Origin of the sequence: Spirillospora sp. NBC_01491, assembly GCF_036227065.1 — a bacterium.
Classification (GTDB): Bacteria; Actinomycetota; Actinomycetes; order Streptosporangiales; family Streptosporangiaceae; genus Spirillospora; species Spirillospora xylanilytica.
In genome coordinates this window covers 2,602,844-2,628,241 of the sequence record NZ_CP109432.1, presented here as the reverse complement: position 1 = coordinate 2,628,241, position 25,398 = coordinate 2,602,844, and the positions used below count along the sequence as shown (strand labels likewise).

Here is a 25,398-nt window from a genome sequence, read left to right as displayed (position 1 = left end):
TGTCATGGGTGGACCGTGCGAACGTCCCGGCCGGCTCCTGACGCGCGTGACTGCCCACCAGGGCGGACGGACGGCAGCATGGAGGGCATGAAGGCACCCGTGATCGAGGTACGCGAGTTGCAGGCACGTCCTGGTGGGCGGAAGGCCGCCGGCACTGTCTCGTTCACCGTGGCCGAAGGGGAGGTCTACGCGATCCTTGGCCGGTACGGGGCGGGCAAGACGACGCTGCTGGAGATCCTGGCGGGCCTGCGGCGGCCGGCGGGCGGCACGGTCCGCGTGGCGGGCGCCGACCCGTACGCCCGTGCCGGGTCGGCGCGGACGGGCGCGGTCTGGCGCGACGGCGGCCTGTTCCCCGGGCTGACCGTCGCCGAGATCGTCGGCACCTGGCGGCGCTGGACGCTCGACCCGCTCGGCCGGGACGAGGCGCTGCGGCTGGTCGGGCTGGCGGACGCGGCGGACGAGCCGTTCGAGCGGCTCACGGCGGGACGGCGGCGCCTGCTGGACCTCGCGCTGGCCCTGGTCGGACGGTCCGACGTGCTCCTCCTGGACGAGCCCACCGCCGGACTGGACGAGGCGTCCGCGCGGGAGGTCCGGGCGGTGCTGCGGCTCCTGGCCGGGCAGGGCGTGGGCGTGGTCCTGGCCACCCGCGACCCGCACGAGGCGTGCCGCGCCGACCGGGTCGGGGTCCTGGACGAGGGCGCGCTGGTCACCGGCCGCGACTCCGCCCGGCTCCGGGCCGCGTGATCGCGGCCCGGAAGCGCGTACGCTGAGGCCCCCTCCCGTGACAGCAGAGGCGGCAGGACCGGTGCAGCCCAGGATTCCGCGTCCCACGGTGATCGCCGCGATCATCGTGGCGATCACGCTGGTGACCCTCGCCGGGATCCTGCTGCCCGCCTTCTGGTACGAGCTGTTCGACCGGCGCGACCCGGGCCGCGTCGCCCTCGCGGTGGCCGGCACGGGCGCGGTGGCCGCCCTGTACGGGCGGCTGCTGTGGCTCAACCTGATGCGGCGCACCGCTCCCGGCCACCGCTTCGGCCTGGCCGCGATCGTCGCCGTCTGCTGGGCGCTCCCGGCGCTGCTCGGCACCGGGGGCGGCTGGGGCAACGCCCTGGTCGTGCACGCCGGCCTCATCGCGATCGTGCTGCCGATGCGGCAGGCGATCGGCGCGACGGCGGCGGCGACCGTCCTCACGCCGGTGTACGGGCTGGTCCTGGGGCTGCCCGGCCCGACCCTGCTGTACGAGGTGACGGGCATCCCGATGGCGGCGTTCTCTGGGTATGTGACGGTCTGGTTCTTCCATGTCGTCCAGGAACTGCGGGAGGCGCGCGCCGAGCTGGCCCGCTCGGCCGTCGGCGAGGAGCGGCTCCGCTTCGCCCGCGACCTGCACGACGTCCTCGGCCACAGCCTCCAGGCGGTCGCGCTGCGCGCCGAGGTCGCCGAGCGGTACCTGGAACGCGATCCCGGCCGGGTCCGCAAGGAGCTCACCGAGATCCAGACGGTGGCGCGCGACTCGGTCCGCGACGTCCGGGAGATCGTCCGCGGCTACCGGGCGACGTCGCTGCGCACCGAGCTGGACGGCATGTCGGCGGTGCTGCGCGCGGCCGGGATCAGCTGCGCGGCCCCGGAGATCTCCCCGGAGCTGCCCGCGCACGTGCACGAGCCGCTCGGCTGGGTCGCGCGGGAGGCGGCCACCAACGTGCTCCGGCACTCCAGCGCCACCTGGTGCGTGATCACGGTCGCGGCCGACGCGGCCCGGGTCCGGGTGGAGATCAGCAACGACGGTGCCGCGCGCCGCTCGGCGGGCGAGGCCGGCAGCGGCCTGGCGGGCCTGGCCGAGCGGATCGCGGCGGCGGGCGGCGAGTTCAGCGCCGGCCCGGTGGGCGACGGGACGTTCCGGGTGGCGGCGGCGGTGCCGGCCGGGCCGGGGGGAGACACATGATCAGGGTGCTGCTGGCCGACGACCACCTGCTGATCCGGGAGGCGCTGGTGCTGCTGTTGGAGACCGAGGACGGTATCGAGGTCGCCGCCGACGTCGGCCGCGGCGACGAGGCGGTCGAGCGGGCGCTGGCCCTCGAGCCCGACGTCGCCGTGCTCGACATCGACATGCCCGGCCTGGACGGGCTCGCCGCCGCCGAGCGGCTGTCCCGCGAGCTGCCCGGCTGCCGGCTGGTGATCGTGACCGCGCACGGCCGTCCCGGCAACCTGCGCCGGGCGATGGCCGCGGGGGTGCGCGGCTTCCTCGGCAAGGACGCCCCGGGCGCGCGGCTCGCGCAGGTCATCCGGCAGGTCGCGGACGGCGCCCGCTATATCGACCCACAGCTCGCCGCCGACGCGCTCGCCGCCGAGGAGTGCCCGCTCACCCCACGCGAGCTCGACGCCCTGCGCGCCGCCGCGGGCGGCGCCCCGGTGTCCCGCATCGCGCGCGGCCTCGGCCTGTCGGAGGGGACCGTCCGCAACTACCTGTCGGCCGCCGTCACCAAGCTCGGCGTGGAGAACCGGCACGCCGCCGCCCGCGTGGCCCGCGACCTCGGCTGGCTCTGACCCGTCCGGCGGACGTCAGGCGGAGACGCCGCCGTCGATGACCAGGCCGTGGCCGACGACGAAGGCCGACTCGGGCGAGGCGAGCCACAGGACGGCGGCGGCGATCTCGGCGGCGCCGCCGACGCGGCCGATCGGGATGTGCGGGGCGAGGCGGGCGTCGCGGTCCGCCGGGGCCTCCCCGGGCAGGAAGGTCATCGGCGCGTCCACCGGGCCGGGGGCGACCGCGGTGATCCGGACGCCGTCGCCGATGGCGTCGCGGGCGGCGGCGCGGGTGAGCGCGACGACGGCCTCCTTGGTGGCCGCGTACGCGCCGAGCCCGGGGACCGCGGTGACCGGGTTGGACGCGGTGTTGACGATCGTCCCGCCGCCGTTGCCGCGCATGTGCGCGATCTCGTGCTTCATCGACAGGAACACGCCGGTGAGGTTGGTGCCGACCATGGCGTTCCAGGTGTCCTCGTCGAGGTCGGGGACGGGGCCCGCGCCGAGCACCCCGGCGTTGTTGAACGCCACGTGCAGGCCGCCGTGCCGGGCCACGGTGGTGGCGACGAGCCGTTCGACGTCGGCCGAGCGGGACACGTCGGCGGTGGCGTGGTCGGCCCGGCCGCCCTCGGCCTCGATCAGCTTCACGGTCTCGGCGAGGGGCTCGGCCCTGCGGCCGGAGACCATGACGGTGGCGCCCTCCCGGCCGAACGCGAGGGCGGTGGCGCGGCCGATGCCGGTGCCGCCGCCGGTGATCAGGACGACCTTGCCGGTGAAGCGTGCGGTCATGACTGCCTTCTTTCGGGATCGATCGGTCTAGAAAACGGGGTCGACGAAGCCCGTCCGCAGGGACAGGGACGGGTCAGGAGAGCAGGGCGAGGGCCTCGGCAGTGGCGTCGCGGAGCCGCGCGGACTCGCCGGGCGTCCGGCCGAGCACCCGGATCCCCTGGAACAGCACCAGCAGGAACCGGGCGAGCCTTCGGGGGTCCTTGTCGGGCGCGAGCTCGCCCTGGGCGCGGGCCCGGATCAGCGCCGAGGTCAGCGCCGTCTCCAGGGTGTTCCAGCTCGACTCGACCAGGCGGGCGGCCTCAGGGTCCCTGGCCGCCAGCTCGACGGCCGCGTTCACCACCATGCATCCGAGGTTGCGCGGATCGCCGGCCGACTGGTCGGCGAACCGCTCGATCAGCGACCGGACGGCCGGCAGTGCCGGGCCCGGCTGGGACAGCGCGTCGATGATCAGGGGGTCGGTCCTGCCGAGGTAGCAGCCGAGCGCCTTGAGGTAGAGCTCGTGCTTGCCGCCGTAGGTGGCGTAGAGGCTCGCGCGGGCGATGCCGAGGTGCGCCACGAGGTCGGCCATCGAGGTCGCCTCGTAGCCGCGCTCCCAGAACAGCTCCAGCGCGCGCTGAAGCACCGCGTCCGGGTCGAACTCCTTGGTCCTCGCCATGGACCCGACCCTAGAGCGATGTAGATCGATCGGTCAAATATAACGGTCCAACAGCGGACACAAGGATGGCCGGGTGGGTCAGAGAGGCTGGCGTGCGGGGACGGACGGACGGTCCAGGTCGAGCGCGTCCAGCACCGAGCCGTCGTCGGCGAGCGCCTCGATGACCGGGCCCCGGCGGGCCGCCCACACCACCACCACATGGCCGTGCCCGGGAACGTCGAGCACCCGCTTGCCGACCCGGATCCGGGTCACCTCGGTCGAGACGCGGAGCTGGACCTGGTTGACCCACTTGGCGCCCCAGGGCAGGAGCCGGTTGGCGTTGCGGACCGTCCGGCCGGCCCCGTACCGCTGGAGGTGGCCCCCCAGGTCGTCGGCGGAGCGCCGGGCGAGCGGCTCGTCCGGGGCGCACCCGCCGGCGCCGCCCAGCTCCATCCACTCGCCGTCGCGGCGGTGGAACGTCCAGCCCTCGATGAACGGGGGGACCCGGCTCGGCATACCGCCGGTCTGATGGAGGAAGCTGACGACGGCGACGTCGCCGTCCACGTCGAGGCCGAGCGGAAGGAAGTCCCGTCCTTCCTCCCAGGCGGCCGGCTCGGGCACCGGCAGTCCCTCCCGTAGGAGCCGCAGGCACTCCTCGTGCACCTCGTGGTCGTTCATCTCGCGGGACCTCGTGATCGTGCAGACAGGGCAAAGGGCCCTCCCGCAAGAGGACCCCTACGTCGGACTCACTCTAGAGGTCCGGCTCGTCTGGTTTCACCCATCTGCCGTACTCATGTCATCGTGTTGCCGCCGAAGCTCCCCCCGAAACGGCACGCACGGCGAGAACGGCGCAAAAGGCGGCCAAAGGGAGCTCGGCCCCCACTGCCAGGGACACCGCCACCACCCGCTCGGCCCCGGACGCGGCGGTCATCACGTCGAACCACGCATCCATCAGCAGCAGCGCCGCGGTGGCCGCCGCGGTGAGGCCGTGCCGGGCGTCCCGCCGGGTGACCAGCGCGCCGGTGCTCATCAGGCCCGCCGCCAGCATCAGGTCCAGCCCCACCCACGCCGTCCCCCAGTGGGACACCTGGGTGGTCGAGGGGAGCCGGTTCGCCAGCGTCCAGATCCAGGGCACGAGCGCCGCCCCCGCGGCCACGAGCCCCCAGCCGGCCCAGCGTCCGCGCACCCCGGTGAGCGCCCGCTCGGTGAGCCGAACGCGGCCGGCGGGGCGAAGGCGACCGGCGGGCCGAACCGCCCCCGGGGCTCCGGCGGCGCCCCGGGCGCGGACGCCGCGGACGTCACAGGCGGGGCGGATGAAGCGGATCGCGCCGGGCCGGCTCGGCGGGACGATGGCGACCATGGGGGCGTGCTCCTCGATCTGCGGTGAAGGTGATCCGCACCCTTCTTGGGGCGCTGGTCTCCAGCCTCCCGGGAAGCGGCGTCACAGTCAGTAGCCCGGATATCCGACCCAAGGTGGCACTAGGTTCACCCCCGGAGCGGCACCAGGGTTCATGGCGCCCCGTCATCTGTGGCAATACGGTTCATTCATGGCATCCATCTCTCCGGTGCGGCACGCCTTCGCGCACGCTCCGTGGTCACGGGCGGCGTGGCGGGACACCGTGTTCGCCGTCTCAGGGGTGCCGCTCCAGTTCGCCGGATGGACGATCCTCGGCCTGCCGTGGACGCTCTGGACGCCGGTGAACGTGACGCCGATCCTGTTCCTGACCGGCTGCACGATCGTCCTCGCGCTGCTGGTGATGGTCCCGCTGACGTCGGCGCAGCGCGAGCGGTTCTGGGCGATGCTGGGGCTCGACGTCCCCCCGCTCCCGGGCCTGGAGGGCAGGCGCTGGTGGAATACGCCGCGCGATCTGCGCGTGCCCGGGCTGTGGCGGGTGCTGCGCTACCACCTCCTCATCGGCCCGATGCTCGCCTTCGGCGGGCTGCTCACCTGCGCGACGTGGGCGGCGGGCGTTCTGCTGGCCGGGATCGGCACCTACGCGTGGGCCCTCCCCGACACCAGCGTGTTCAGCCTGAGCACGCACGCGATCCGGATCGGCCTGCTCACCGCGCTCGGCGTGCTGCTGCTGCTCGCCGCGCCCTGGGTCGCGGCGGCCACCCGCAACCTGGACGCCCGCGCCGCGCTCGCGCTGCTCGGGCCCGACCGGGCCGAGGAGCTGGAGCGCAGGGTCGAGGACCTCGCCGAGAAGCGCGCCAGCGTGGTGGACGCCGCCGACCTGGAGCGCCGCCGGATCGAGCGGGACCTGCACGACGGCGCCCAGCAGCGGCTCGTCTCCATGGCGATGAACCTCGGGCTCGCCCGCGAGACCCTCACCGGTGTCCCGGACGAGGCGATGCGGGTGATCGTCGAGGCGCACGAGGAGGCGAAGGAGGCGCTCACCGAGCTGCGCAACCTGGTCCGCGGCCTGCACCCGGCCGTGCTGGAGGACCGCGGCCTCGACGCCGCGCTGTCGGGCGTCGCCGCCCGGGTGCCGGTGCCGGTCCGGCTGAGCGTCCGGGTGGAGCCGCGGGCCTCGTCCACCGTCGAGGCCGTCGCCTACTTCGTGGTCTCGGAGACGCTCACCAACATCGTCAAGCACGCGCGGGCGACCGCGGTCGACGTCGAGGTGGCCCGGACCGGTGACGTGCTCGGGCTGAAGGTCGTCGACGACGGGGTGGGCGGCGCCGACCCGGCCGGCGGGACGGGGCTGCTGGGGCTGGCGCGGCGGGTCCGGTCCGTGGACGGTACCTTCCGGATCGCCAGCCCCGCCGGGGGCCCGACGACCGTCACCGTGGAGTTGCCGTGCGCATTGTGATCGCCGAGGACTCGGTCCTGCTGCGAGCCGGACTGATCAAGCTGCTGGAGACCTCGGGGTTCGAGGTGGCCGCCGCGGTCGGCGACGCCGACGCGCTGCTCGCCGCGGTCCGCGAGTACCGTCCGGACGCGGCGATCGTGGACGTGCGGATGCCCCCCGGCTTCACCGACGAGGGCGTGCGCGCGGCGCTGGTGATGCGCCGCGAGTCGCCGGAGGTCGCGGTGCTGCTGCTGTCGCAGTACGTGGAGGAGCGGTACGCCGCCGATCTGCTGTCGACCAACACCAGCGGCGTCGGATACCTGCTCAAGGACCGGGTCGCCGACGTCGCGGCGTTCCTGGACGCGCTGCGCCGCGTCGCCGCCGGCGGCACCGCGCTGGACCCCGAGGTCGTCTCGCAGCTCCTGCTGCGCCGCAACCGCGGGCCGCTCGACCGGCTCACCCCGCGCGAGCGGGAGGTGCTCGGGCTGATGGCCGAGGGCCGCTCGAACGCGGGCATCGCCGCCGCGCTCGTGGTGAGCGAGAGCGCGGTCGCCAAGCACATCAACAGCATCTTCGCCAAGCTCGACCTCCCGCACGCGGAGGGCGACCACCGGAGGGTCCTCGCAGTGCTCCACTTCCTCGGCGGCGACACATGACCGCTCCCACGCGGGACGCCGCGCCGCCCGCCGCCGGCACCCCCGGGCTCCCCCCGGACGAGTCCGGGGGGAGCGCCGCGCCGCCGCCGGACCGGCCCAGGCGCAGGGGGGTCTGGATCGCGCTCGCCGCCGTCACCGCGTTCGTGGTCGTCGCCCCGTCCTGCCTCCAGATGTGGGGACGCGCGATCCGGCAGAGCAGTGAGGGCTCGAAGGTCTACCGGCAGCCGATCAGCGAGATCCGGGTCAACTCCGGGGCCGCGACGCTGGCGCTCGGGCCGGGCCGGGACGGCCAGGTGACCGTGCGCAGGCAACTGCGCTGGTCGCTGGACAGGCCGCACGTCCAGGTCGCGGTGGCCGGGGAGGTCATGACGGTGGACTTCTCCTGCGAGGGGCGCTCGCAGTTGTTCTCCAGCCTGGACTGCGAGGGCGACCTCGACCTGCGGGTGCCGGCCGGCGTCCGACTCCGGATCAGCTCCGGTTCCGGCGAGGTCGGGGTCGGCGGCCTGTCCGGCGACCTCGATCTGCGGACGGGCTCGGGCGCGGCGAACCTCACCGGGCTGAGCGGCCCGGTCCACTTCTCGGCGGGCTCCGGCGAGGTCAAGGGGACGCGGCTCGCGACGCCGGAGCTGACGGGGCGGATCCACTCCGGCCGGATGGACCTCGGCTTCGCCGCGCCGCCGCGCCGGGTGACCGCGACCAGCGGCTCCGGCGAGGTGCGGATCGGTGTGCCGCGCGGGTCGTACTACCGGGTGCTCGCCCGCTCCAGCGCCGGCGGGTCGCACGTCAACGGGGCGCTCGTGGACCAGGACGCGCCCGCGATGATCTCGGTGCAGAGCGGCTCCGGCTCCACCTGGGTCGACTACACCGGAGCCGGCTGAGCCGCGGGAGGCTTCGCGGGATGCCGCTGAGCTGCGATTTGCGTCATTTATGACTTGCGGGTTTACTGACGGACATGACCGCCGTACGTCCGTGCCCGCCGCCCCGCCCGCAGACCATGCGGACGTCGCGAGCCATGCCCGGTGCGTGCCGCCGTCGAATGTGTGACCGCTGAGGGCCCCTGATCGAGCCTCGCGCCCCGAAGCGAGCAACTCCGAGACCCCCGAGTCGCGCTCATGAACATCGAACGCCATCTGCTGAGCCACGCCCCGTTTCCGCCGGGACGCTCCTGACCGCTGACCGCTGACCGCTGACCGCTGACCGCTGACCGCTGACCGCTGACCGCTGACCGCTGACCGCGTTCGGGCCCGCCGGCGTGCGGGTCCGCCGACCGCACGCGGGACCGCCTGACGCGTCCGGGTCCGCCCGCCGTCCCGGCTCGCCCTGATCCAATCGCCCCGCCGCCCCTGGGCGGCGCTCGCCCGCACGGATGATTTCCTGTGATTCAGATCGAAAAACTCAGAAAGGTCTACCGCGCCCGCCATCGCGCGGTGACCGCCGTCGACGGCGTCGACCTGGCCGTCCGCGAGGGCGAGATCTTCGGCGTCCTCGGCCGCAGCGGGGCGGGCAAGAGCACCCTGCTGCGCTGCGTCAACCTCCTTGAACGGCCCGACTCCGGCCGGGTGGTGGTCGGCGGCCGGGACCTGCTCGCGCTGTCCGGCGCCGAGCTGCGCGCCGCCCGCCGCGGCATCGGCATGATCCACCAGCACTTCGGGCTGCTCTCCGGCCGCACGGTCGCGGGCAACGTCGCCTTCCCGCTGGAGGTCATGCGGATGCCGCGGGCCGAACGCGCCGCCCGCGTCGCCGAGCTGCTCGAGCTGGTCGGGCTCACCGAGCACGCCGGGGCCTACCCGGCGCAGATCTCCGGCGGGCAGAAGCAGCGCGTCGGCATCGCCCGCGCGCTCGCCGGACGCCCCGAGGTGCTGCTGTCGGACGAGGCCACCTCGGCGCTCGACCCCGAGACCACCGCCTCGATCCTGGAGCTGCTGCGCGACCTGTCCCGCCGGCTCGGCCTCACCGTGCTGCTGATCACGCACGAGATGGAGGTGGTCAAGCGGATCTGCGACTCGGCCGCGATCATGCGCGCGGGGCGGGTGGTGGAGTCCGGCCCGGTCCGCGACCTGCTGCTGCGTCCCGGATCGGAGCTGGCCGGCGGGCTGTTCCCGCTGCCCGCGCCGGACGTCCGCGAGGGCGCCACCGTGGTCGACGTCACCTTCGAGGGCGACAGCGCCGACCGGCCGTTCGTGTCCGCCCTGGCCCGCACCTACTCCATCGACGTCAACATCCTCGGCGGCGCCGTCGAGCAGGTCGGCGACGGCCGGATCGGCCGGCTGCGCATCGAGCTGCCCGGCGACCCGGAGGTCAACGCGGCCCAGCTCGCGCACCTGCGCGACTCCGGGCTGACCGTCGAGGTGCACGGCGCGGGCGCCCGCCCGGGTGAGGGGGTGCGGCCATGACCTGGGACGAGATCAGGCCGATGCTCGGCCAGGCCACCCTGGAGACCCTCCAGATGACGGTGTGGGCCGCGGCGCTGACCGCGCTCGGCGGCCTTGTGCTCGGCGTGCTGCTGGTGGCCACGGGCCGCGGCGGGCTGCTGCCGGTCGCGCCGCTCAACCGGGTGCTCGCCGCGATCGTGAACGTCGGCCGGTCGCTCCCGTTCATCATCCTGATGGTCGCGATCCTGCCGTTCACCCGCGCCCTCACCGGCACCACCATCGGCACCGCCGCGGCGATCGTGCCGCTGACCGTGGCCGCCGTCCCGTTCTACGCGCGGCTGGTCGAGACCGCCCTCCGCGAGGTCGATCCCGGCGTGATCGACGCCGCCCGGGCCATGGGCGCGTCCCGCTGGCAGATCTCCCGCAAGGTGCTGCTGCGCGAGGCCGCGCCGGGCCTGGTCGCCGGGCTGACGATCACCGTCGTGGCGATCGTCGGCTACTCCGCGATGGCCGGCGCGATCGGCGGCGGCGGGCTCGGCGACCTGGCCGTCCGCTACGGCTACCAGCGGTTCGAGACCGGTGTCATGGTCGCCACCGTCGTGCTGCTCGTCGTCGTGGTGCAGCTCGTCCAGACGCTCGGCGACCTGCTCGTCCGGCGCCTGTCCCACAAGTAACCCCATGAAGAGAAAGGCACTCCCCGTGCTCCGCAAGACAAGCATCGCCGTCGCCGCCGCCAGCCTGCTGCTTGGCCTGACCGCCTGCGGCTCGTCGGACTCCGGCTCGTCCGGCTCCGACCCGTCCGAGCCGCTCAGGATCGGCGCCTCCCCGTCCCCGCACGCCGAGATCCTCGGGTACGTGAAGCAGAACCTCGCCGCCAAGGCCGGGCTCGAGCTGGAGGTCAAGGAGTTCTCCGACTACGTCCAGCCCAACCTGGCGCTGGATGACGGGCAGATCGACGCCAACTACTTCCAGCACAAGCCGTACCTGGACGACTTCACCAAGTCCAAGGGCATCAAGCTGAGCTGGGTCGCGCCCGTCCACCTGGAGCCGCTCGGGGTCTTCTCCAAGAAGGTCAAGGACCTGAACGCGCTGCCGCAGGGCGCGACCGTCGCCATCCCGAACGACGCCACCAACGGCGCCCGCGCGCTGAAGCTCCTGGCCGACAACGGGCTGCTCACCCTCAAGGCGGACGCCGGGACCGAGGCCACCGAGAAGGACGTCGCCACCAACGCCAAGGGCCTGAAGTTCAAGCCGCTGGAGGCCGCGCAGCTCCCGCGCTCGCTCCAGGACGTGGACGCCGCCGTGATCAACGGCAACTTCGCGCTGGAGGGCGGGCTGACGCCGGCCACCGACGGCCTGGTCCTGGAGAAGCCCGAGGGCAACCCGTACGCCAACGGCGTCGTGGTCAAGGCCGGGAACGAGTCCGACCCGCGCGTGAAGAAGCTGGTCGAGCTGCTCCAGGGCCCGGAGGTGAAGAAGTTCATCGCCGACAAGTTCAAGGGCTCGGTGATCCCCGCCGCGTGATGCCGCGCGAGGGCCCCCGGACGGAGCGTCCGGGGGCCCTTTTCGCGCATCCGTCCCGGATCGTCGGCCGCTCCTGGTAGGACAGGGCGGAAGATCATCTGAAAGGGACCGGATGCGCAAGAAGGACCACCTGGACGAGTTCGCCGGCCTGCCGGTGGCGGAGTTCCACCTGGGGATCACCGCGGACGACCCGCTCCCTCCGGCGGACGAGGTCGCCTGGCGGGTGAGCACGGTGACCGACGGGGGTCCCATCGACCCGGTCTTCGCGCACTTCCTGCAGACCGTCGACACCGCCCGGCTGACCACGCTGGTCATCGGCTTCTGGGGTCCCGACTACAGTCTCGACCCGGCGTACGAGGACCCCGACGACCCGGTCCCGCTGCTGATCGCCGCCGCTGACCGCTTCCCGAACCTGCGCGCGCTGTTCTGGGGCGACATCGTGCAGAGGGACTCCGAGATCTCCTACATCGAGCCCTACGACATCACCCCGCTGTTCACGGCGTTCCCCGGGCTGGAGCGCTTGGAGGCCCGCGGCGCTCCCGACCTGCTGCCGGTCCGCAGCGAGGCGCTCAAGGTGCTGCGGCTGGAGTCCGGCGGCCTGCCCGGGCGCGATGTGCGCGGGCTGGCCGCGAGCGACCTGCCCGCGCTGGAGCATCTGGACGTGTGGCTCGGCGCCGCCTACTACGGCGGTGACGCGACGGTCGCCGACCTCGCGCCGCTCCTCACCGGGGAGCGGCTGCCCGCCCTGCGGCATCTGGGCTTGGAGGACAGCGAGATCCAGGACGAGGTCGCGGCGGCGGTCGCCGGGGCGCCGGTCGTCGCGCGGTTGGAGTCGTTGAGTCTGGCGTTGGGCAATCTGACCGACCAGGGCGCGGAGGCCCTGGTGTCAGGCCAGCCGCTCACGCATCTGCGTCGCCTCGATCTGCACCACCACTTCCTGAGCGACCCGATGGTCGAGCGCGTCCGGGCGGCGCTGCCCGGTGTCGACGTCGACCTCGGCGCCCAGCAGGACGATAACGAGACCTACATCGCGTTCGCGGAATGACCGGCATTGTCGGGCGCTCCTGGTAGGACAGTGCGGACGAATCAACGGTCGAGAGGGTTCTGATGGGCGTCTACAGCCATCTGGAGGAGTTCGCCGGTCTGCCGGTGGGGCAGTTCTCGGAGGAGATCACGGCGGACGTTCCGCTTCCACCCGCGGGCGAGTTCGCCTGGCGGGTGAGCGCGGAGTACGACGAGGCGCCGTTCGAGGAGGTCTTCGCGAACTTCCTCGACGCCGTCGACACGGCACCGATGACGGCGCTGGTCGTCGGTTTCTGGGGCGCGGGCCACGACGACGCCCCCGACCCGGTGCCGCTGCTCGCCGCCGCCGCGGACCGCTTCCCGAACCTGCGGGCGATCTTCCTCGGCGACATCATCGTGTACGAGTCGGAGATCTCGTGGATCCCGCCCTGCGACATCACCCCGCTCTTCGACGCCTACCCCGGCCTGGAGCGCCTCGAAGTTCGCGGCAACCTCAAGCTGGCGCCGGTCCGGAGCGAGGCCCTCAAGGTGCTGCGGTTCGAGTCGGGCGGCCTGCCGGGCGATGTCGTGCAGGCCGTCGCCGCGAGCGACCTTCCCAACCTGGAGCACATGGACCTGTGGCTGGGCGACCCCAACTACGGCGGTGACGCGACGGTCGCCGACCTGGCCCCGTTCCTGAACGGCGAGCGCTTCCCGGCGCTGCGGCACCTGGGGTTGGAGGACAGCGAGCTCCAGGACGAGGTGGCCGCGGCGGTGGCCTCGGCGCCGGTCGTCGCACGCCTGGAGTCGCTGAGCCTGGCGATGGGCGTCCTGACCGACGCGGGCGCCGAAGCGCTGCTGTCAGGCCAGCCGCTCACGCATCTGCGCCGCCTCGATCTGCACCACCACTTCCTGAGCGACCCGATGGCCGCACGCGTCCGGGCCGAGCTGCCCGGCGTCGACGTCGACCTCTCGAAACAGAAGAAGCCCGTCGACGACTGGCACTACATCGCGGTCTCCGAATGACCCCGCACCCCGACGGACAGGAGGGCCCCATGCTCCGGGTCGACTTCTACGCCACGACCGAATCCGAGCAACTCCCCGCCGCGGGTGAGGCCTCCTGGTACATCCGCTCCCAGTACGACGGGACGCCCTGGGAGGAGGTCTTCGAGCGCTTCATGCGGACCGTCGACACGACCCAGGTGACCGACCTGAGCATCGGGTACTGGGGACTGCACGACACCGTGGACACGTTCGCGTCGGACAAGCTGATCGAGGTCGCCGACCGGTTCCCCGCTCTCCGCGCGCTGTTCATCGGGGACATGTCGTCCGAGGACTGCGACATCTCCTCGCTCTGGCACGCCGAGCTGACCCCGGTCTTCACCGTGTTCCCCAAGTTGGAGCGGTTCGAGGTCAGGGGTTCCGAATCGAGCATGCTGCGCCCCTTCCGCAGCGAGACCCTGAGAACACTGCGAATCGAGTCGGGCGGGCTGGAGGGCGATGTCGTGCAGGCCGTCGCCGCGAGCGACCTCCCCAATCTGGAGCACCTGGACATCTGGCTGGGCGACCCCAACTACGGCGGTGACGCGACGGTCGCCGACCTGGCCCCGATCCTGGGCGGGCAGCGGCTGCCGGCCCTGCGGCACCTGGGGCTGGAGGACAGCGTGCTCCAGGACGAGATCGCGGCGGCGGTGGCCGGGGCACCGGTCGTCGCACGCCTGGAGTCGCTGAGCCTGGCGATGGGCACCCTGACCGACCAGGGCGCCGAGGCCCTTCTGGTCGGCCAGCCCCTGACCCACCTGCGCCGCCTCGACCTGCGCCACCACTTCCTCAGCGACACGATGATGGAGCGTGTCCAGGCCGCCCTCCCCGGCGTGGAGGTCGACATGATGTATCGGAACCTGGCCGACGACGGCATCTACTACATCGAGGTCGCCGAATGACCCAGGCCCTCACACCGACCCGTCCGACCCGTTCGCTTCGGGGACGGAGCTCAGTGCGCGGAGGCGACGCGGACTAGACGCAACTGGCCGATCTCGGCGACGTTCTTCATCAGCTCGGAATTCACCCAGCCGATCATGTGGGCGACGGTGTACTCGGGGTCGTCCCGCGACGGGAACGTGGCGGTCGCGTCCAGATCGGCGTCGGTGAGCCCGTCCAGCACCGCCAGCCAGTCGTCGCGGAGGCCGCGCAGCCATCCGGCGGTCTCGCGCTCGCCCGGCCAGGCGATCTCGGCGCGGTCACGGGGCGGACGGCCCAGCGCGTGGTCGATGGTCACGCTCCACCACCAGCCGATGTGCCAGCTCACCCAGGCGATGGTGGGAACCGGGACGGGGTCGGGCTCGGTCTCGGCCCAGTCCGGCGTCCAGGTCCCGGCGGCGTCGGGACGCATCGTCCAGCAGAGGGGCGCGGGCTCCCACAGGAGGTCGTCGGGCTCCAGCCGCTCCAGGTGGTACTCGAACAGCGACCAGGTCAGGTCGAACTGCCAGCGCAGCAGATCGCGTCGGGAGGCGTGCATCGGCCGATGCTTGCATACCGCCGCCCTGTCCGGACAGCCGATTTCCGGCCGGGGGCGCGGCCCCGGGAACCGTCCGGGTTTGTCGGGTGTGGCTGGTATGACAGGTCACACGATCCTTCTGGAGGAACCAGCACATGATCACCGAGCACCTTGACACGTTCGCCGGCCTGCCGGTGGTCGAGTTCGACGGCGAGCGCGGGGCGGGCGACGGGCTGCCGGCGGCCTCGGCGGCGGCCTGGGCCGTCCGGTGCTTCGTCCACGAGAACGGCGCGCAGCTCAGAGACCTCCAGGACAACTTCCCGCTCTTCCTGGAGGCTGTCGACACCGCCGAGGTGACCCATCTGGTCATCGGCTGGTGGGAGTACGAGGAGGACCCGATCGAGTTGCTGATCGGTGTCGCCGACCGGTTCCCCTCGCTGCGGGCGCTGTTCCTGGGCGACATCGTGGACGGGGAGAGGCACATCTCGTGGATCGAGCAGTTCGACCTGACCCCGCTGTTCGCCGCGTTCCCCCTGCTGGAGCACCTCGAGGTCCGTGGCGGTGAGGGCCTGCGGTTCACGCCGATGCGCAACGAACTGCTGAAGGTGCTGCGGTTCGAGTCGGGCGGGCTGCCCGCGAGCGCCGTGCAGAGCGTGACGGCCAGCGACCTGCCCGCCCTGGAGCACCTCGACCTGTGGCTGGGCGCCGACGAACGCGGACGGAGCGTGACGGTCCCGAACCTGGGGCCCATCCTGACCGGCGAGAGGCTCCCGGCGCTGCGGCGGCTCGGGTTGCAGAACGCCGACTGCCAGGACGAGATCGCCGAGGCGGTCGCGACCGCCTCCGTCGTCGCCCGGCTGGAGTCCCTGGCCCTGTCGATGGGCGCGTTGACCGACCGGGGCGCGGAGGCGCTGCTGAACGGGCAGCCGCTGACCCACCTGAAGGAGCTCGACCTCCACCACGCCTTCCTGTCCGACGCCGTGGCCGACCGGCTGAAGGCCGCGCTGCCCGGCGTGCGCGTCGACCTGGACGACGCGATCGGCGAACCCGGCTGGCTCGACAACGAGATATGGGACGACTCGGGCTCCTACATCGCGGTCGCGGAATGAGGTTCACCGTGGTCGGCACGCCCGGCGACCGGCGGACGGACGGGTTCGCCGCCGCGTGCCGCTCGTCCGGCCTGGCGGGCCCGGACGTGATCGCCTGGACGGACGTGCTGCGCGGCGCCGAGCCGGAGATCGCGCCGGGGACGGTGCTGCGCGTCGAGTCGCCGGGCGGCGACCCCGAGGCCGACGCGCTGCTGCGCGGCCCCGGCGATCCGGCCCGCGTGGGGGGCGGCGCCGCCTGGTACGGGACGTTCACCGCCGCGCTGGAGCGGGTCCGTGCCGCGGGCGCGCGGGCGGGCGTCCGTTCCGTCAGCGACACGGGCGAGATCGCGGTGATGTTCGACAAGCGCGTGTGCCACGCCCGTCTCGAAGCGGCCGGGGTGCCCGTCCCGTCCGCCCTGGGGGAGGTGCGCGGCTACGCGGAGTTGCGCGCGCGGATGGCGGCGGAGAAGGCGGCGCGGGTGTTCGTCAAGCCCGCGCACGGCTCGTCGGCGTCCGGGGTCGTCGCGTTGCAGGTCGCGCCCGGCCGGATCAGGGCCGTCACCTCGGCGGCCATGACCGGGACGGGCCTGCTCAACTCGCTGCGGGTCCGCGCCTACCAGACCGAGCCCGAGGTGGCGGCGCTGATCGACGCGCTGGCGCCGGACGGGCTGCACGTGGAGCGGTGGATCCCGAAGGCGTCGCTCGGCGGGCGGGCGCTCGACCTGCGGGTGGTGGTGGTCGCGGGGGAGCCCACCCACGTGGTGGCGCGCACCAGCCGGCATCCGATGACCAACCTGCACCTCGGCGGCGCGCGCGGAGACCTCGGCGAGGTGCGGGCGGCGCTGGGCGAGGACGGCTGGCGGCGGGCGCTCGACGCGTGCGCGCGGGCGGCGGAATGCTTCCCCGGCAGCCTCATGGTCGGCGTGGACCTGCTGATCCAGGTCGGGTGGCGGCGGTTCGCGGTCGGCGAGGTCAACGCGTTCGGCGATTTGCTGCCGGGGCTGACCGGCCTACCCGGCGGCGCGGCGGACGGTCTCGACACCTACACTGCCCAAGTCCAGGCCGTCCTGTCGGAGAAGCTCCCCGTATGCACGACATGAACCAGGTCATCGGCGGCCACGACCTGCTGCTGGTGACGCTCGACACGCTCCGCCACGACGTGGCCGCCGAACTCGCCGCGGCGGGCGAGACCCCGACGCTGGCCGGTCTCCTCCCCGGCGGGACGTGGGAGCGGCGGCACACGCCGGGCTCCTTCACCTATGCCGCGCACACCGCGATGCTGGCCGGATTCCTGCCGACCCCTGCGGGCCCCGGCCCGCATCTCCGCCTCTTCGCCGGACGCTTCCCCGGCAGTGAGTCGACGGCGGACGGGACGTGGACGTTCGACGCCGCCGACCTGCCGGCGGGGCTCGCCCAAGCCGGCTACCACACGGTCTGCGTCGGCGGTGTGGGCTTCTTCAACAAGAGGACGCCGCTCGGCTCCGTCCTGCCCGATATGTTCGCCGAGAGCCATTGGGAGCCTGAGTTCGGTGTCACCGACCCTGAGTCCCTGCCCCACCAGATCGACCGTGTCGCCGAGGTGGTCGGGCGCCTTCCCCACGACCGTCGGCTGTTCCTGCTGCTGAACGTGGCCGCGCTGCACCAGCCCAACTGGTTCCACCTCGACGGCGCGACGCGCGAGCACGGCGACTCCAGAGAGAGCCACGCCGCGGCACTGCGCCATGTCGACCGCCACCTGGGACGGCTCTTCGGCCTCATGCGCCGCCCCTGCTTCGTCATCGTCTGCTCTGACCACGGGACCGCGTACGGCGAGGACGGCCATACCGGGCACCGCATCGGCCACGAGGTCGTCTGGACCGTTCCGTATGGGGAGTTCGTACTGAAGTGAGCACCACCACAGGCCCGTACCAGGGCTACGTCTACGCCTACCCCCACAAGACCGCCTACCGGCCGCTCGATCCGGCGCCCACGCTCCAGCAGGTGTGGGACGGGGAGGCGCGCGACGCGCTCTTCCTCTACCTGCACGTCCCGTTCTGCGAGATGCGCTGCGGCTTCTGCAACCTGTTCACGCGGACGGGCGCGCCCGAGGAACTGACCGGCGCCTATCTGGACGCCCTCGAACGGCAGGCCGCCGCCACCAGGGACGCCCTCGGCGACGCCTCGTTCGCCACAGCCGCGTTCGGTGGCGGGACCCCCACCTACTTGACGGCCCCCGAGCTGGAGCGGCTCTGTGACGTCGCCGGACGCTTCGCGGACCTGCCCGCGATCCCGCTGGGCGTCGAGACCTCCCCGGCCACCGCGACCACCGACCGCCTCACCGTGCTCGCCGAACGCGGCGCCACCCGCATCTCGATCGGCGTGCAGAGCTTCATCGACGAGGAGGCCCGCGCCGCCGTACGGCCGCAGAAGCGCGCCGAGGTCGAGGCCGCGCTCGACCGCATCCGCGCGGTGGGCTTCCCCACGCTCAACATCGACCTCATCTACGGCATTGACGGCCAGACCCCCGCCACCTGGCTGCACTCCCTGGACGCGGCCCTGCGCTGGCGTCCGGAGGAGCTCTACCTCTACCCGCTGTACGTACGGCCGCTGACCGGGCTCGGCCGTCGCGCGCGCGACTGGGACGACGAGCGCCTGGAGCTGTACCGGATCGGCCGGGACCACCTCCTCGGCGAGGGCTACGAGCAGGTGTCCATGCGGATGTTCCGGCTGCCCGGAGGCACGGAGAACGGCACCGAGTACTGCTGCCAGACCGACGGGATGGTGGGGCTCGGCTGCGGGGCCCGCTCGTACACCTCGCGCCTGCACTACTCGTTCGAGTACGCGGTCGGCGCGAGCCAGGTCCGCGCCATCATCGACGACTACGTGGCGGAGACGGAGTTTGGCACGGCCCGCGTCGGATTCCCCGTACCCGACGCCGAGCGGCGCCGCCGCCACCTCATCCAGTCGCTGCTTCAGACGGCCGGCCTCGACCGGGCCGGCTACCGGGCCCGCTTCGGCACCGACGCCGCCGACGACTTCGCCGCCGACCTGGCCGGCTTCGCCGAACAGGGCTGGCTGGACCAGGCCGCCGACGTCCTCCGCCTCACCCCCGAGGGGCTCGCCCACTCCGACGCGATCGGCCCCGCGCTGTTCTCACCCGGCGTGCGGACCCTCATGGACGCCTACGAGGCGCGCTGATGGAGCACCTGACGATCCTCTACCGGGGACCGCTCGCGAGCTGCGACTACGACTGCCCCTACTGCCCGTTCGGCAAGCGCCGCGACACCCCGGAGCAGCTCCGCGCCGACCGCGCCGCGCTCGAGCGGTTCGCGGGCTGGGTGGCCGAGCAGACCCACCCCGTCTCGGTCCTGTTCACCCCGTGGGGCGAGGGCCTGGTCCGCTCCTGGTACCGGCACGCCCTCATCGGCCTCAGCCGCCTCCCGCACGTCGAGCGGGCCGCGATCCAGACCAACCTCAGCCACCGGGTCGCCTGGACCGCGGACGCTGATCTGGGGACGCTGGCGCTCTGGGCGACGTACCACCCGGGCCAGGTCCCCTACGAACGGTTCCTCTCCAGGTGCCGCGACCTGGCCGAACGCGGCGTCCGGTTCAGCGTCGGCGTCGTCGGGCAGCCCGAGCACCTCGCCGCCGCCCGCCGCCTCCGGGCCGACCTGCCCGCCGGGACCTACCTGTGGATCAACGCGGCCGAGGGCCGCACCTACACCGACGCCGAGGCCGCCGCCTGGACCGGCCTCGATCCCCACTTCGCCTACAGCCGCCACCCGCATCCCAGCCGCGGCCTGCCCTGCCGTACGGGGGAGAGCGTCATCTCAGTGGACGGCGACGGAACGGTTCGCCGGTGCCATTTCGTGCCCACCGTCCTGGGCAACCTCTACGACGAATCGTTCCGTGACGCCCTCGCCCCACGCGGCTGCCCCGTCGACGCCTGCGACTGCCACATCGGGTACGTCCACCTGGAGCCGCTCGGCCTCTACGACGTGTTCGCCGGGGGCATCCTGGAACGCATCCCCCACATGGAGGCTTGACGCGGGCCGATGCCCCCTGGTGACCAGGGGAAGTGGTCACCAGGGGGCATCGGCCCGCGTCAAGGGGGTCAGGTCTGCTTCTCGGGCTGGTAGTCGGCCTCGGGGACGCCGAACGTCCAGGCCACGCCCGCGCGCGCGGTGCGCGTGTCGGGCGGCACCCGCAGGTAGTAGGTGCGGTACGAGCCGTCCGGCTCAGGGGTGGAGTTGACCACCTCGACCATGACGACCGGCTCGTCGCCCGGCAGGTCGATGGACCACAGCACGCCGGTCTCGTCGCGATGCAGGGGACGCGCGCCCGTCTCGGCCAGGTAGCGGTCGTAGCCGAAGATCTCCAGCATCACCCGGCGCAGCTCGGAGTTGGGCTCGCCGGCGATGCGCGCGGCGTCGATCTCGGCCAGGGAGGCGACGAAGTCGGCGGGGATCGGCATGCCGCGCCAGGCGTGCAGGGCGAACCCGCCGGGGTAGGCCAGCGCGGGCCCGTCGCCGCGGTGGAGCCGTCCGGGCTCGTCGCGGTACAGCTCGTCCGGACGCTCGGAGACGACCACCACACGCTCGTAGGGCCACCACCATCCGGCGGAACGGGCGGCCTCGGCGAGGCCGGCCAGCGGCCCGTCGAGCCGTCCGAGCGATTCGAACAGTGCCAGCCAGGGGGCGTCCTGTTGGCCCAGCACCGCATCGAGGGTCGCGGCGCGCAGCAGCGACTCGGCCTCGGAACCGTCCCCGGCCAGCGCCCCGATGGCCTGCCGCACCCGGGCGACCAACCCGTTCACCGGATCCCATAGCAGCCCGCCGGTCTCGGCCCAGGCCGTCGCCCACCGCTCGGGTCCCAGTTCGGCACTGGCGGCGGTGCGCTCCCGTTCCCACGGACGCGTCCGCACGGCGTCGCGGACGCTCGACCCCGCGCCGTCGAGGTCGGCGCCGTCGACGAACCGGGCCAGCTCGGCCATCCCCTCGGTCGCGCCGTACCCGCCGATGAACGCCGCGGCGACCGCCCCGTGCGCGGGGGAGGACACCCAGACGAACCTCTCAGGCGCGTCGAGCCCGGCGGCGGCATAAGCGGCGGTGATGCCCGCCTCGGCCCGCTCACGGTCGGCCGGACCGGTGGCGAAACCGGCCGACTGCCAGTCGCCCACCACGTACTGCGCTCCCCGGACGGCCCCGCCGGGCGCGGTCTCCATCTGCAAGCTCTCGGTCTCCATCTGCCCGCTCAGTCCGCGACCACGCGGGCGGAGCCCGGCACGTACTCGCGCTGCCTGACCACCCGGTACCACCCCTTGGGCAGGGAGATCGCCGCGTGCTCCTCATGGACCAGCAGCCCGCCGGACGGCAGGTGCAGGTGGTCGGGCGTCATCGGGTCGGGCGACCGCCGCAGCGTGCCGGGCGCCTTGAGCGCGTGGGCGTGCCCGGTGACCTCGCCGAGCGCGAGCACCATGCGGCCCCGTCCGTCGCGCGGCGCCGGAGGGAGATCGCGCACGGCGTTCGGGACCGCCTTCTCAGGCACTTGCAGTATGAGGATGTCTCCCTGTCGGTACATACCGCGAAGCTAGCGGGCGGCACCGACACTTCCAGCGCGGCTCAGAACCCGCGCGTACGGCGCGCGGCCGGACGGGCCCAGCGGCCGGAGGCGCTCAGCCCGACGCGCTGGAACGCGCGGACGAGTTCCCCGCCCAGGTTGACGCCCGCGCCCAGGGCCAGCGCCACCGAGATGGCCCCGATGAGGCTCAGCACGCCCGCCTGGCCTTGGCCCGTGTTGAGTTGGACCATGCCCCGGTACAGCAACGTCCCGGGCAGGAGCGGCCCGATCGCCGGGACGATGAAGGGCATCACCGGCATCTGGCGGCGCCGCGACAGCCAGTTCCCCAGCACTCCGACGATGACCGCCGACACGGCGGCGGAGAGCACCGGGGTGACGTTCCAGCCGAGCAGCAGCACGTACAGCACCCAGATCAGGCCGCCGCCGAACGTCGCCGCCAGCAGCGCCTCGCGGGGGACGGCCAGGGACACCGCGAACGACAGCGAGATCGCCGCCGCGGCCAGGAGCGGGACCGGCCGCAGCTTCGGCGCGGCGGTCTGGAGGGGGTTGACCTCGATCGGAGCACCCAGCTTGATCGCCACGTAGACCACCGCGCCGAGCCCCGCCACGATCGCCGCGATCATGAAGAAGACCTCCAGCACCCGGGCGCCCGCGCTCACCAGGTCGCCGGTGATGCCGTCCTGGATGCTCGCCACCAGCGGCCGTCCCGGCAGCAGCGCCAGGATCGCGCCGGTGACGATGGTGGAGGCGTGCGCCGGGTTGCCCATCGCCACCACCAGCGCGGCGGCGGCGGCGCCGATCGACGAGGCCACCGTCAGCTGGAAGAACTCGGCCAGGCCGCGGCGGGCGAGCGCGGCGGCGGCGCGGTCGCCGAGCATGGTCGCGAAGAACGCGGTCATCGCGACCAGGAACCCGCCGCCCGACAGCACACTGGCGGACGCGGCGATCATCCCGAACGCCACGACCATCAGCCAGGGCGGGTACGGCGCGCGGCCCCGCTTGATCTCCGCGAGCCGCGTGTGCGCCTCGTGCAGCTCGAGCATGCCGATCGACGCCTCTTGGACCAGGGCGTGCAGCTTGGCGAGCCGCCAGTACGCGGGCGTGCGGCGCCGGATGGAGCGCGCCGCCGTGACGGGCTGCGCGCCGCTGCCGGGACGCGCGGACACCAGCAGGCTGGTCAGCGTGACCTGGACCTCACAGCGCGGCAGCTCGTAGGCGAGCGCGAGGCTCAGCATCGCCTCGTTCACCCGCTCGGTGGCCTCGCCGCTGGCCAGTAGCAGTTCGCCGACGCGCAGCACCAGATCGATCGCCAGTGGATCGACGAGCTCGCCCGGCTCGTCCTCGGGCGGCTCGGGCGTCGACCCGTCCATCAGGACGTGCCAAGTGCGCCACAACCGTTCAGCTGCCCGCCCCATATGCGACCGTGACCTCCCGCCCTGACAATCCCTCACCGCAGGCTACCTGGCCGGGTTCGCCAGTTGATCACCTGGACCGACCGGATCCGGGTTTTCCACAGAATCCCGTTCTGGTGCGTACCGTCGGCGGCGGCTGGTAGCAAGGAGGGCATGGCCCCTACTGAGCCGTCCGACGACGGCAACCTGCGGAATGACGCCGAACGCTGCCTGCGCGCGCTCGCCGGAGAGCACGCGCGGCTGCGCGACGACCAGTGGACCGCGATCCGCGCCCTGGTCGTCGAGCGGCGCCGGGCGCTGGTCGTGCAGCGCACCGGCTGGGGCAAGTCCGCCGTCTACTTCGTGGCGACCCGGTTGCTGCGCGAGCGCGGCGCCGGGCCCACGGTGATCGTCTCGCCGCTGCTCGCGCTGATGCGCAACCAGATCGACGCCGCCGACCGGGCCGGCATCCACGCCCGCACGATCAACTCCGCCAACACCGACGACTGGGAGGGCGTCTTCGCCGAGGTCGAGGCCGGCGAGGTCGACGTGCTGCTGGTCAGCCCCGAGCGGCTCAACAACCCCGACTTCCGCGACCTGGTGCTGCCCAAGCTGGCCGCCGGCGCCGGCCTGGTCGTGGTCGACGAGGCGCACTGCATCTCCGACTGGGGCCACGACTTCCGTCCCGACTACCGGCGGCTCCGCACGCTGCTCGCCGAGCTGCCGCCCGGCATCCCCGTCCTCGCCACCACCGCCACCGCCAACGCCCGCGTCACCCAGGACGTCGCCGAGCAGCTCGCCGGGGGAGCCGGCCTCGACGACGCGCTCGTGCTGCGCGGCCCGCTCGAGCGCGACTCCCTCCACCTCGCCGTGGTCCAGATGCCCACCGCCGAGCAGCGCATCGCCTGGCTCGGCGAGCACCTCGACCAGTTCCCCGGCTCGGGCATCATCTACACCCTGACCGTCGCCGCCGCGCACGAGATCGCCGGCTACCTCGGCGAGCGCGGCTACCCCGTCGCCGCCTACTCCGGCCAGACCGACCCCGCCGAACGGCTCCAGGCCGAGCGCGACCTGCTCGACAACAAGCTCAAGGCCCTGGTCGCCACCAGCGCGCTCGGCATGGGCTTCGACAAGCCCGACCTCGGGTTCATCGCGCACGTCGGCGCCCCGCAGTCCCCGGTCGCCTACTACCAGCAGATCGGGCGCGCGGGCCGCGGCGTCGACCGCGCCGAGGTGATCCTGCTGCCGGGCCCGGAGGACCGCGACATCTGGGCCTACTTCGCCGGGCTGGCCTTCCCGCCCGAACCCACCGTCCGGGCCACCCTGGAGGTGCTGTCCGACGCCGGGCGCACCCTGTCCACCGGAGCCCTCGAACCCCGCGTCGACCTCGGCCGGGCCCGGCTGGAGATGATGCTCAAGGTGCTCGACGTCGACGGCGCCGTCCGCCGCGTCAAGGGCGGCTGGACCGCCACCGGCGACGCCTGGGTCTACGACCGCGAGCGCTATGAGCGCGTCGCCGCCGAGCGCTCCCGCGAGCAGCGCGCGATGCTCGACTACATCGCCACCACCGGCTGCCGCGAGGAGTTCCTCCGCCGCCAGCTCGACGACCCCGCCGCCGCGCCCTGCGGGCGGTGCGACAACTGCACCGGCCGGCACTGGTCCGCCGACGTCAGCGAGCGCGGCGCCACCCAGGCCCGCGAACGCCTGCGCCGTCCCGGGGTCGACGTCGCCCCACGCCGCATGTGGCCCACCGGCGTCAAGGACGACCTCGGCGTCGCCGGCCGCATCCAGCGGGCGGCCGAGCCGGGACGCGCCCTCGGGCGGCTCACCGACATCGGCTGGGGCACCCGCCTCCGCGAGCTGTTCGCCGGGGGCGACACCGAGGCCACCCCCGAGATGTTCGACGCCGTCGTCAAGGTGCTCGCCGCCTGGGACTGGGAGAGCCGCCCCGCCGGCGTCGTCGCGATCGGCTCCCGCAGCCGCCCCCGCCTGGTCGGCGGTCTGGCCCGCCGCATCGCCGAGATCGGCCGCATCCCGCACCTGGGCGAGCTCGTCCCGCTGGGGGAGCCCATCCCGCGCCGCCACAACAGCGCGCAGCGGCTCCGCTCGGTCTGGCACGGGCTGGCCCTCCCCGACGACGTCGCCGCGGCCGTGCGCGAGGCCGGCGGCCCGATCCTGCTGGTGGACGACCGGATCGAGACCGGCTGGACGATGACGGTGGCCGCCCGCCTCCTCCGCGAAGCCGGCGCGCCCGCCGTCCTCCCCCTGGCCCTGGCGGTGATCAACTAACCCGGACCCCGGGTTCCCGGAGGCCCTGCGGTCGCCCCCGCGACGGCCGCAGGACTCCCGGGAAGTGAAGGGGAGCGGACCGGAGGAGCCGGGCCGCCCGCCCGCGGTCTCGGCCGGCGGACCGCGGGAACGAGAGGAAGTGTTCTATGGGTTAGAAAACGGTGTCCAGTTGTTTGAGAGAACATGCATCGATAAGTTGGACGGGAAATGTCATCACTTCCGGCTCGACTGGACCAGCGGACATTTCACCCCGTGTCGGACTGAACACCGAGGGGACTGTTAACG

General features: G+C 73.2%; 26 protein-coding genes. 18 read left to right on the top strand and 8 right to left on the bottom strand.

Going from position 1 to position 25,398, the window contains the following annotated elements; genetic code table 11:
• The first annotated feature begins 87 nt into the window (after positions 1-87).
• The 3 genes from OHA34_RS12390 (at position 88) to OHA34_RS12380 (ending at position 2,541) form a co-directional block, all read left to right on the top strand.
• Positions 88-744, top strand: coding sequence for an ATP-binding cassette domain-containing protein (locus OHA34_RS12390; RefSeq protein ID WP_285941279.1), 657 nt, complete (start codon positions 88-90; stop codon positions 742-744).
• A gap of 61 nt (positions 745-805) precedes the next feature.
• On the top strand, positions 806-1,939 hold the full coding sequence (locus tag OHA34_RS12385) for a sensor histidine kinase (protein WP_285941278.1): 1,134 nt from the start codon (positions 806-808) through the stop codon (positions 1,937-1,939).
• Complete coding sequence (locus tag OHA34_RS12380; RefSeq protein ID WP_285941277.1) at positions 1,936-2,541, top strand: response regulator transcription factor; 606 nt, start codon at positions 1,936-1,938, stop codon at positions 2,539-2,541. Before OHA34_RS12385 ends, OHA34_RS12380 begins: the two co-directional genes overlap by 4 nt.
• A gap of 15 nt (positions 2,542-2,556) precedes the next feature.
• Here the strand turns inward: OHA34_RS12380 and OHA34_RS12375 are convergent, their stop codons facing one another.
• The 4 genes from OHA34_RS12375 to OHA34_RS12360 form a co-directional block, all read right to left on the bottom strand.
• Positions 2,557-3,309 carry an SDR family NAD(P)-dependent oxidoreductase gene (locus OHA34_RS12375; protein WP_285941276.1) on the bottom strand — a complete coding sequence of 251 codons (753 nt, stop codon included), beginning with the start codon at positions 3,307-3,309 and terminating at the stop codon, positions 2,557-2,559.
• Between the two features lie 73 nt (positions 3,310-3,382).
• Complete coding sequence (locus tag OHA34_RS12370; protein ID WP_329521668.1) at positions 3,383-3,964, bottom strand: TetR/AcrR family transcriptional regulator; 582 nt, start codon at positions 3,962-3,964, stop codon at positions 3,383-3,385.
• 78 nt (positions 3,965-4,042) lie between these two features.
• Complete coding sequence (locus OHA34_RS12365) at positions 4,043-4,621, bottom strand: hypothetical protein (protein ID WP_329521667.1); 579 nt, start codon at positions 4,619-4,621, stop codon at positions 4,043-4,045.
• A 118-nt stretch (positions 4,622-4,739) separates the two neighbouring features.
• Complete coding sequence (locus tag OHA34_RS12360) at positions 4,740-5,303, bottom strand: hypothetical protein (RefSeq protein ID WP_329521666.1); 564 nt, start codon at positions 5,301-5,303, stop codon at positions 4,740-4,742.
• Between the two features lie 187 nt (positions 5,304-5,490).
• Between OHA34_RS12360 and OHA34_RS12355 the strand changes: the two genes are divergently transcribed.
• From OHA34_RS12355 to OHA34_RS12315, 9 genes are all read left to right on the top strand, one after another.
• Positions 5,491-6,756, top strand: coding sequence for a sensor histidine kinase (locus OHA34_RS12355; RefSeq protein WP_285941272.1), 1,266 nt, complete (start codon positions 5,491-5,493; stop codon positions 6,754-6,756).
• Positions 6,744-7,391 carry a response regulator transcription factor gene (locus OHA34_RS12350; RefSeq protein WP_329521665.1) on the top strand — a complete coding sequence of 216 codons (648 nt, stop codon included), beginning with the start codon at positions 6,744-6,746 and terminating at the stop codon, positions 7,389-7,391. Before OHA34_RS12355 ends, OHA34_RS12350 begins: the two co-directional genes overlap by 13 nt.
• On the top strand, positions 7,388-8,269 hold the full coding sequence (locus OHA34_RS12345) for a hypothetical protein (protein ID WP_285941270.1): 882 nt from the start codon (positions 7,388-7,390) through the stop codon (positions 8,267-8,269). Before OHA34_RS12350 ends, OHA34_RS12345 begins: the two co-directional genes overlap by 4 nt.
• Positions 8,270-8,767: 498 nt before the next feature.
• A complete protein-coding gene (locus OHA34_RS12340; protein ID WP_285941269.1) occupies positions 8,768-9,784 on the top strand; it encodes a methionine ABC transporter ATP-binding protein in 1,017 nt (338 codons plus the stop codon).
• Positions 9,781-10,437 (top strand): methionine ABC transporter permease, encoded by a 657-nt coding sequence (locus OHA34_RS12335; protein WP_285941268.1) that lies wholly within the window; start codon positions 9,781-9,783, stop codon positions 10,435-10,437. Before OHA34_RS12340 ends, OHA34_RS12335 begins: the two co-directional genes overlap by 4 nt.
• Before the next feature lie 4 nt (positions 10,438-10,441).
• The gene (locus OHA34_RS12330; protein WP_329521664.1) at positions 10,442-11,287 is read left to right on the top strand and encodes a MetQ/NlpA family ABC transporter substrate-binding protein; all 846 of its coding nucleotides are present in this window, start codon (positions 10,442-10,444) and stop codon (positions 11,285-11,287) included.
• A 112-nt stretch (positions 11,288-11,399) separates the two neighbouring features.
• Positions 11,400-12,332 (top strand): STM4015 family protein, encoded by a 933-nt coding sequence (locus OHA34_RS12325; protein ID WP_329521663.1) that lies wholly within the window; start codon positions 11,400-11,402, stop codon positions 12,330-12,332.
• 62 nt (positions 12,333-12,394) lie between these two features.
• On the top strand, positions 12,395-13,315 hold the full coding sequence (locus OHA34_RS12320; protein WP_329521662.1) for an STM4015 family protein: 921 nt from the start codon (positions 12,395-12,397) through the stop codon (positions 13,313-13,315).
• A 29-nt stretch (positions 13,316-13,344) separates the two neighbouring features.
• Entirely contained in the window at positions 13,345-14,232 is an 888-nt protein-coding gene (locus OHA34_RS12315) for an STM4015 family protein (RefSeq protein ID WP_329521661.1), read from the top strand.
• A 50-nt stretch (positions 14,233-14,282) separates the two neighbouring features.
• Here the strand turns inward: OHA34_RS12315 and OHA34_RS12310 are convergent, their stop codons facing one another.
• Positions 14,283-14,807 (bottom strand): DinB family protein, encoded by a 525-nt coding sequence (locus OHA34_RS12310; protein WP_285941263.1) that lies wholly within the window; start codon positions 14,805-14,807, stop codon positions 14,283-14,285.
• A gap of 134 nt (positions 14,808-14,941) precedes the next feature.
• Between OHA34_RS12310 and OHA34_RS12305 the strand changes: the two genes are divergently transcribed.
• The 5 genes from OHA34_RS12305 to OHA34_RS12285 are packed head-to-tail and all read left to right on the top strand — an operon-like array spanning position 14,942 to position 19,899.
• Positions 14,942-15,895, top strand: a complete 954-nt coding sequence (locus OHA34_RS12305) for an STM4015 family protein (RefSeq protein WP_329521660.1) — start codon at positions 14,942-14,944, stop codon at positions 15,893-15,895.
• A complete protein-coding gene (locus tag OHA34_RS12300; protein WP_329521659.1) occupies positions 15,892-16,974 on the top strand; it encodes an STM4014 family protein in 1,083 nt (360 codons plus the stop codon). The genes OHA34_RS12305 and OHA34_RS12300 overlap by 4 nt, the downstream gene beginning before the upstream one ends.
• Positions 16,962-17,762: an STM4013/SEN3800 family hydrolase gene (locus tag OHA34_RS12295; RefSeq protein ID WP_285941260.1), complete on the top strand. Its 801-nt coding sequence runs from the start codon at positions 16,962-16,964 to the stop codon at positions 17,760-17,762. Before OHA34_RS12300 ends, OHA34_RS12295 begins: the two co-directional genes overlap by 13 nt.
• A complete protein-coding gene (locus tag OHA34_RS12290; protein ID WP_329521658.1) occupies positions 17,759-19,051 on the top strand; it encodes an STM4012 family radical SAM protein in 1,293 nt (430 codons plus the stop codon). Before OHA34_RS12295 ends, OHA34_RS12290 begins: the two co-directional genes overlap by 4 nt.
• On the top strand, positions 19,051-19,899 hold the full coding sequence (locus OHA34_RS12285) for an STM4011 family radical SAM protein (RefSeq protein WP_329521657.1): 849 nt from the start codon (positions 19,051-19,053) through the stop codon (positions 19,897-19,899). Before OHA34_RS12290 ends, OHA34_RS12285 begins: the two co-directional genes overlap by 1 nt.
• A 68-nt stretch (positions 19,900-19,967) precedes the next feature.
• On the opposite strand, the gene OHA34_RS12280 is transcribed toward OHA34_RS12285, so the two are convergent.
• The 3 genes from OHA34_RS12280 to OHA34_RS12270 all read right to left on the bottom strand — a co-directional run bounded on the left by OHA34_RS12280 (position 19,968) and on the right by OHA34_RS12270 (position 22,803).
• The gene (locus tag OHA34_RS12280) at positions 19,968-21,098 is read right to left on the bottom strand and encodes a DUF6745 domain-containing protein (RefSeq protein WP_285941257.1); all 1,131 of its coding nucleotides are present in this window, start codon (positions 21,096-21,098) and stop codon (positions 19,968-19,970) included.
• A gap of 8 nt (positions 21,099-21,106) precedes the next feature.
• Complete coding sequence (locus tag OHA34_RS12275; RefSeq protein ID WP_329521656.1) at positions 21,107-21,400, bottom strand: hypothetical protein; 294 nt, start codon at positions 21,398-21,400, stop codon at positions 21,107-21,109.
• A gap of 74 nt (positions 21,401-21,474) precedes the next feature.
• A complete protein-coding gene (locus OHA34_RS12270; protein ID WP_285941255.1) occupies positions 21,475-22,803 on the bottom strand; it encodes a threonine/serine ThrE exporter family protein in 1,329 nt (442 codons plus the stop codon).
• A gap of 195 nt (positions 22,804-22,998) precedes the next feature.
• Between OHA34_RS12270 and OHA34_RS12265 the strand changes: the two genes are divergently transcribed.
• Entirely contained in the window at positions 22,999-25,113 is a 2,115-nt protein-coding gene (locus tag OHA34_RS12265; RefSeq protein ID WP_285941254.1) for a RecQ family ATP-dependent DNA helicase, read from the top strand.
• Positions 25,114-25,398 lie beyond the last annotated feature (285 nt).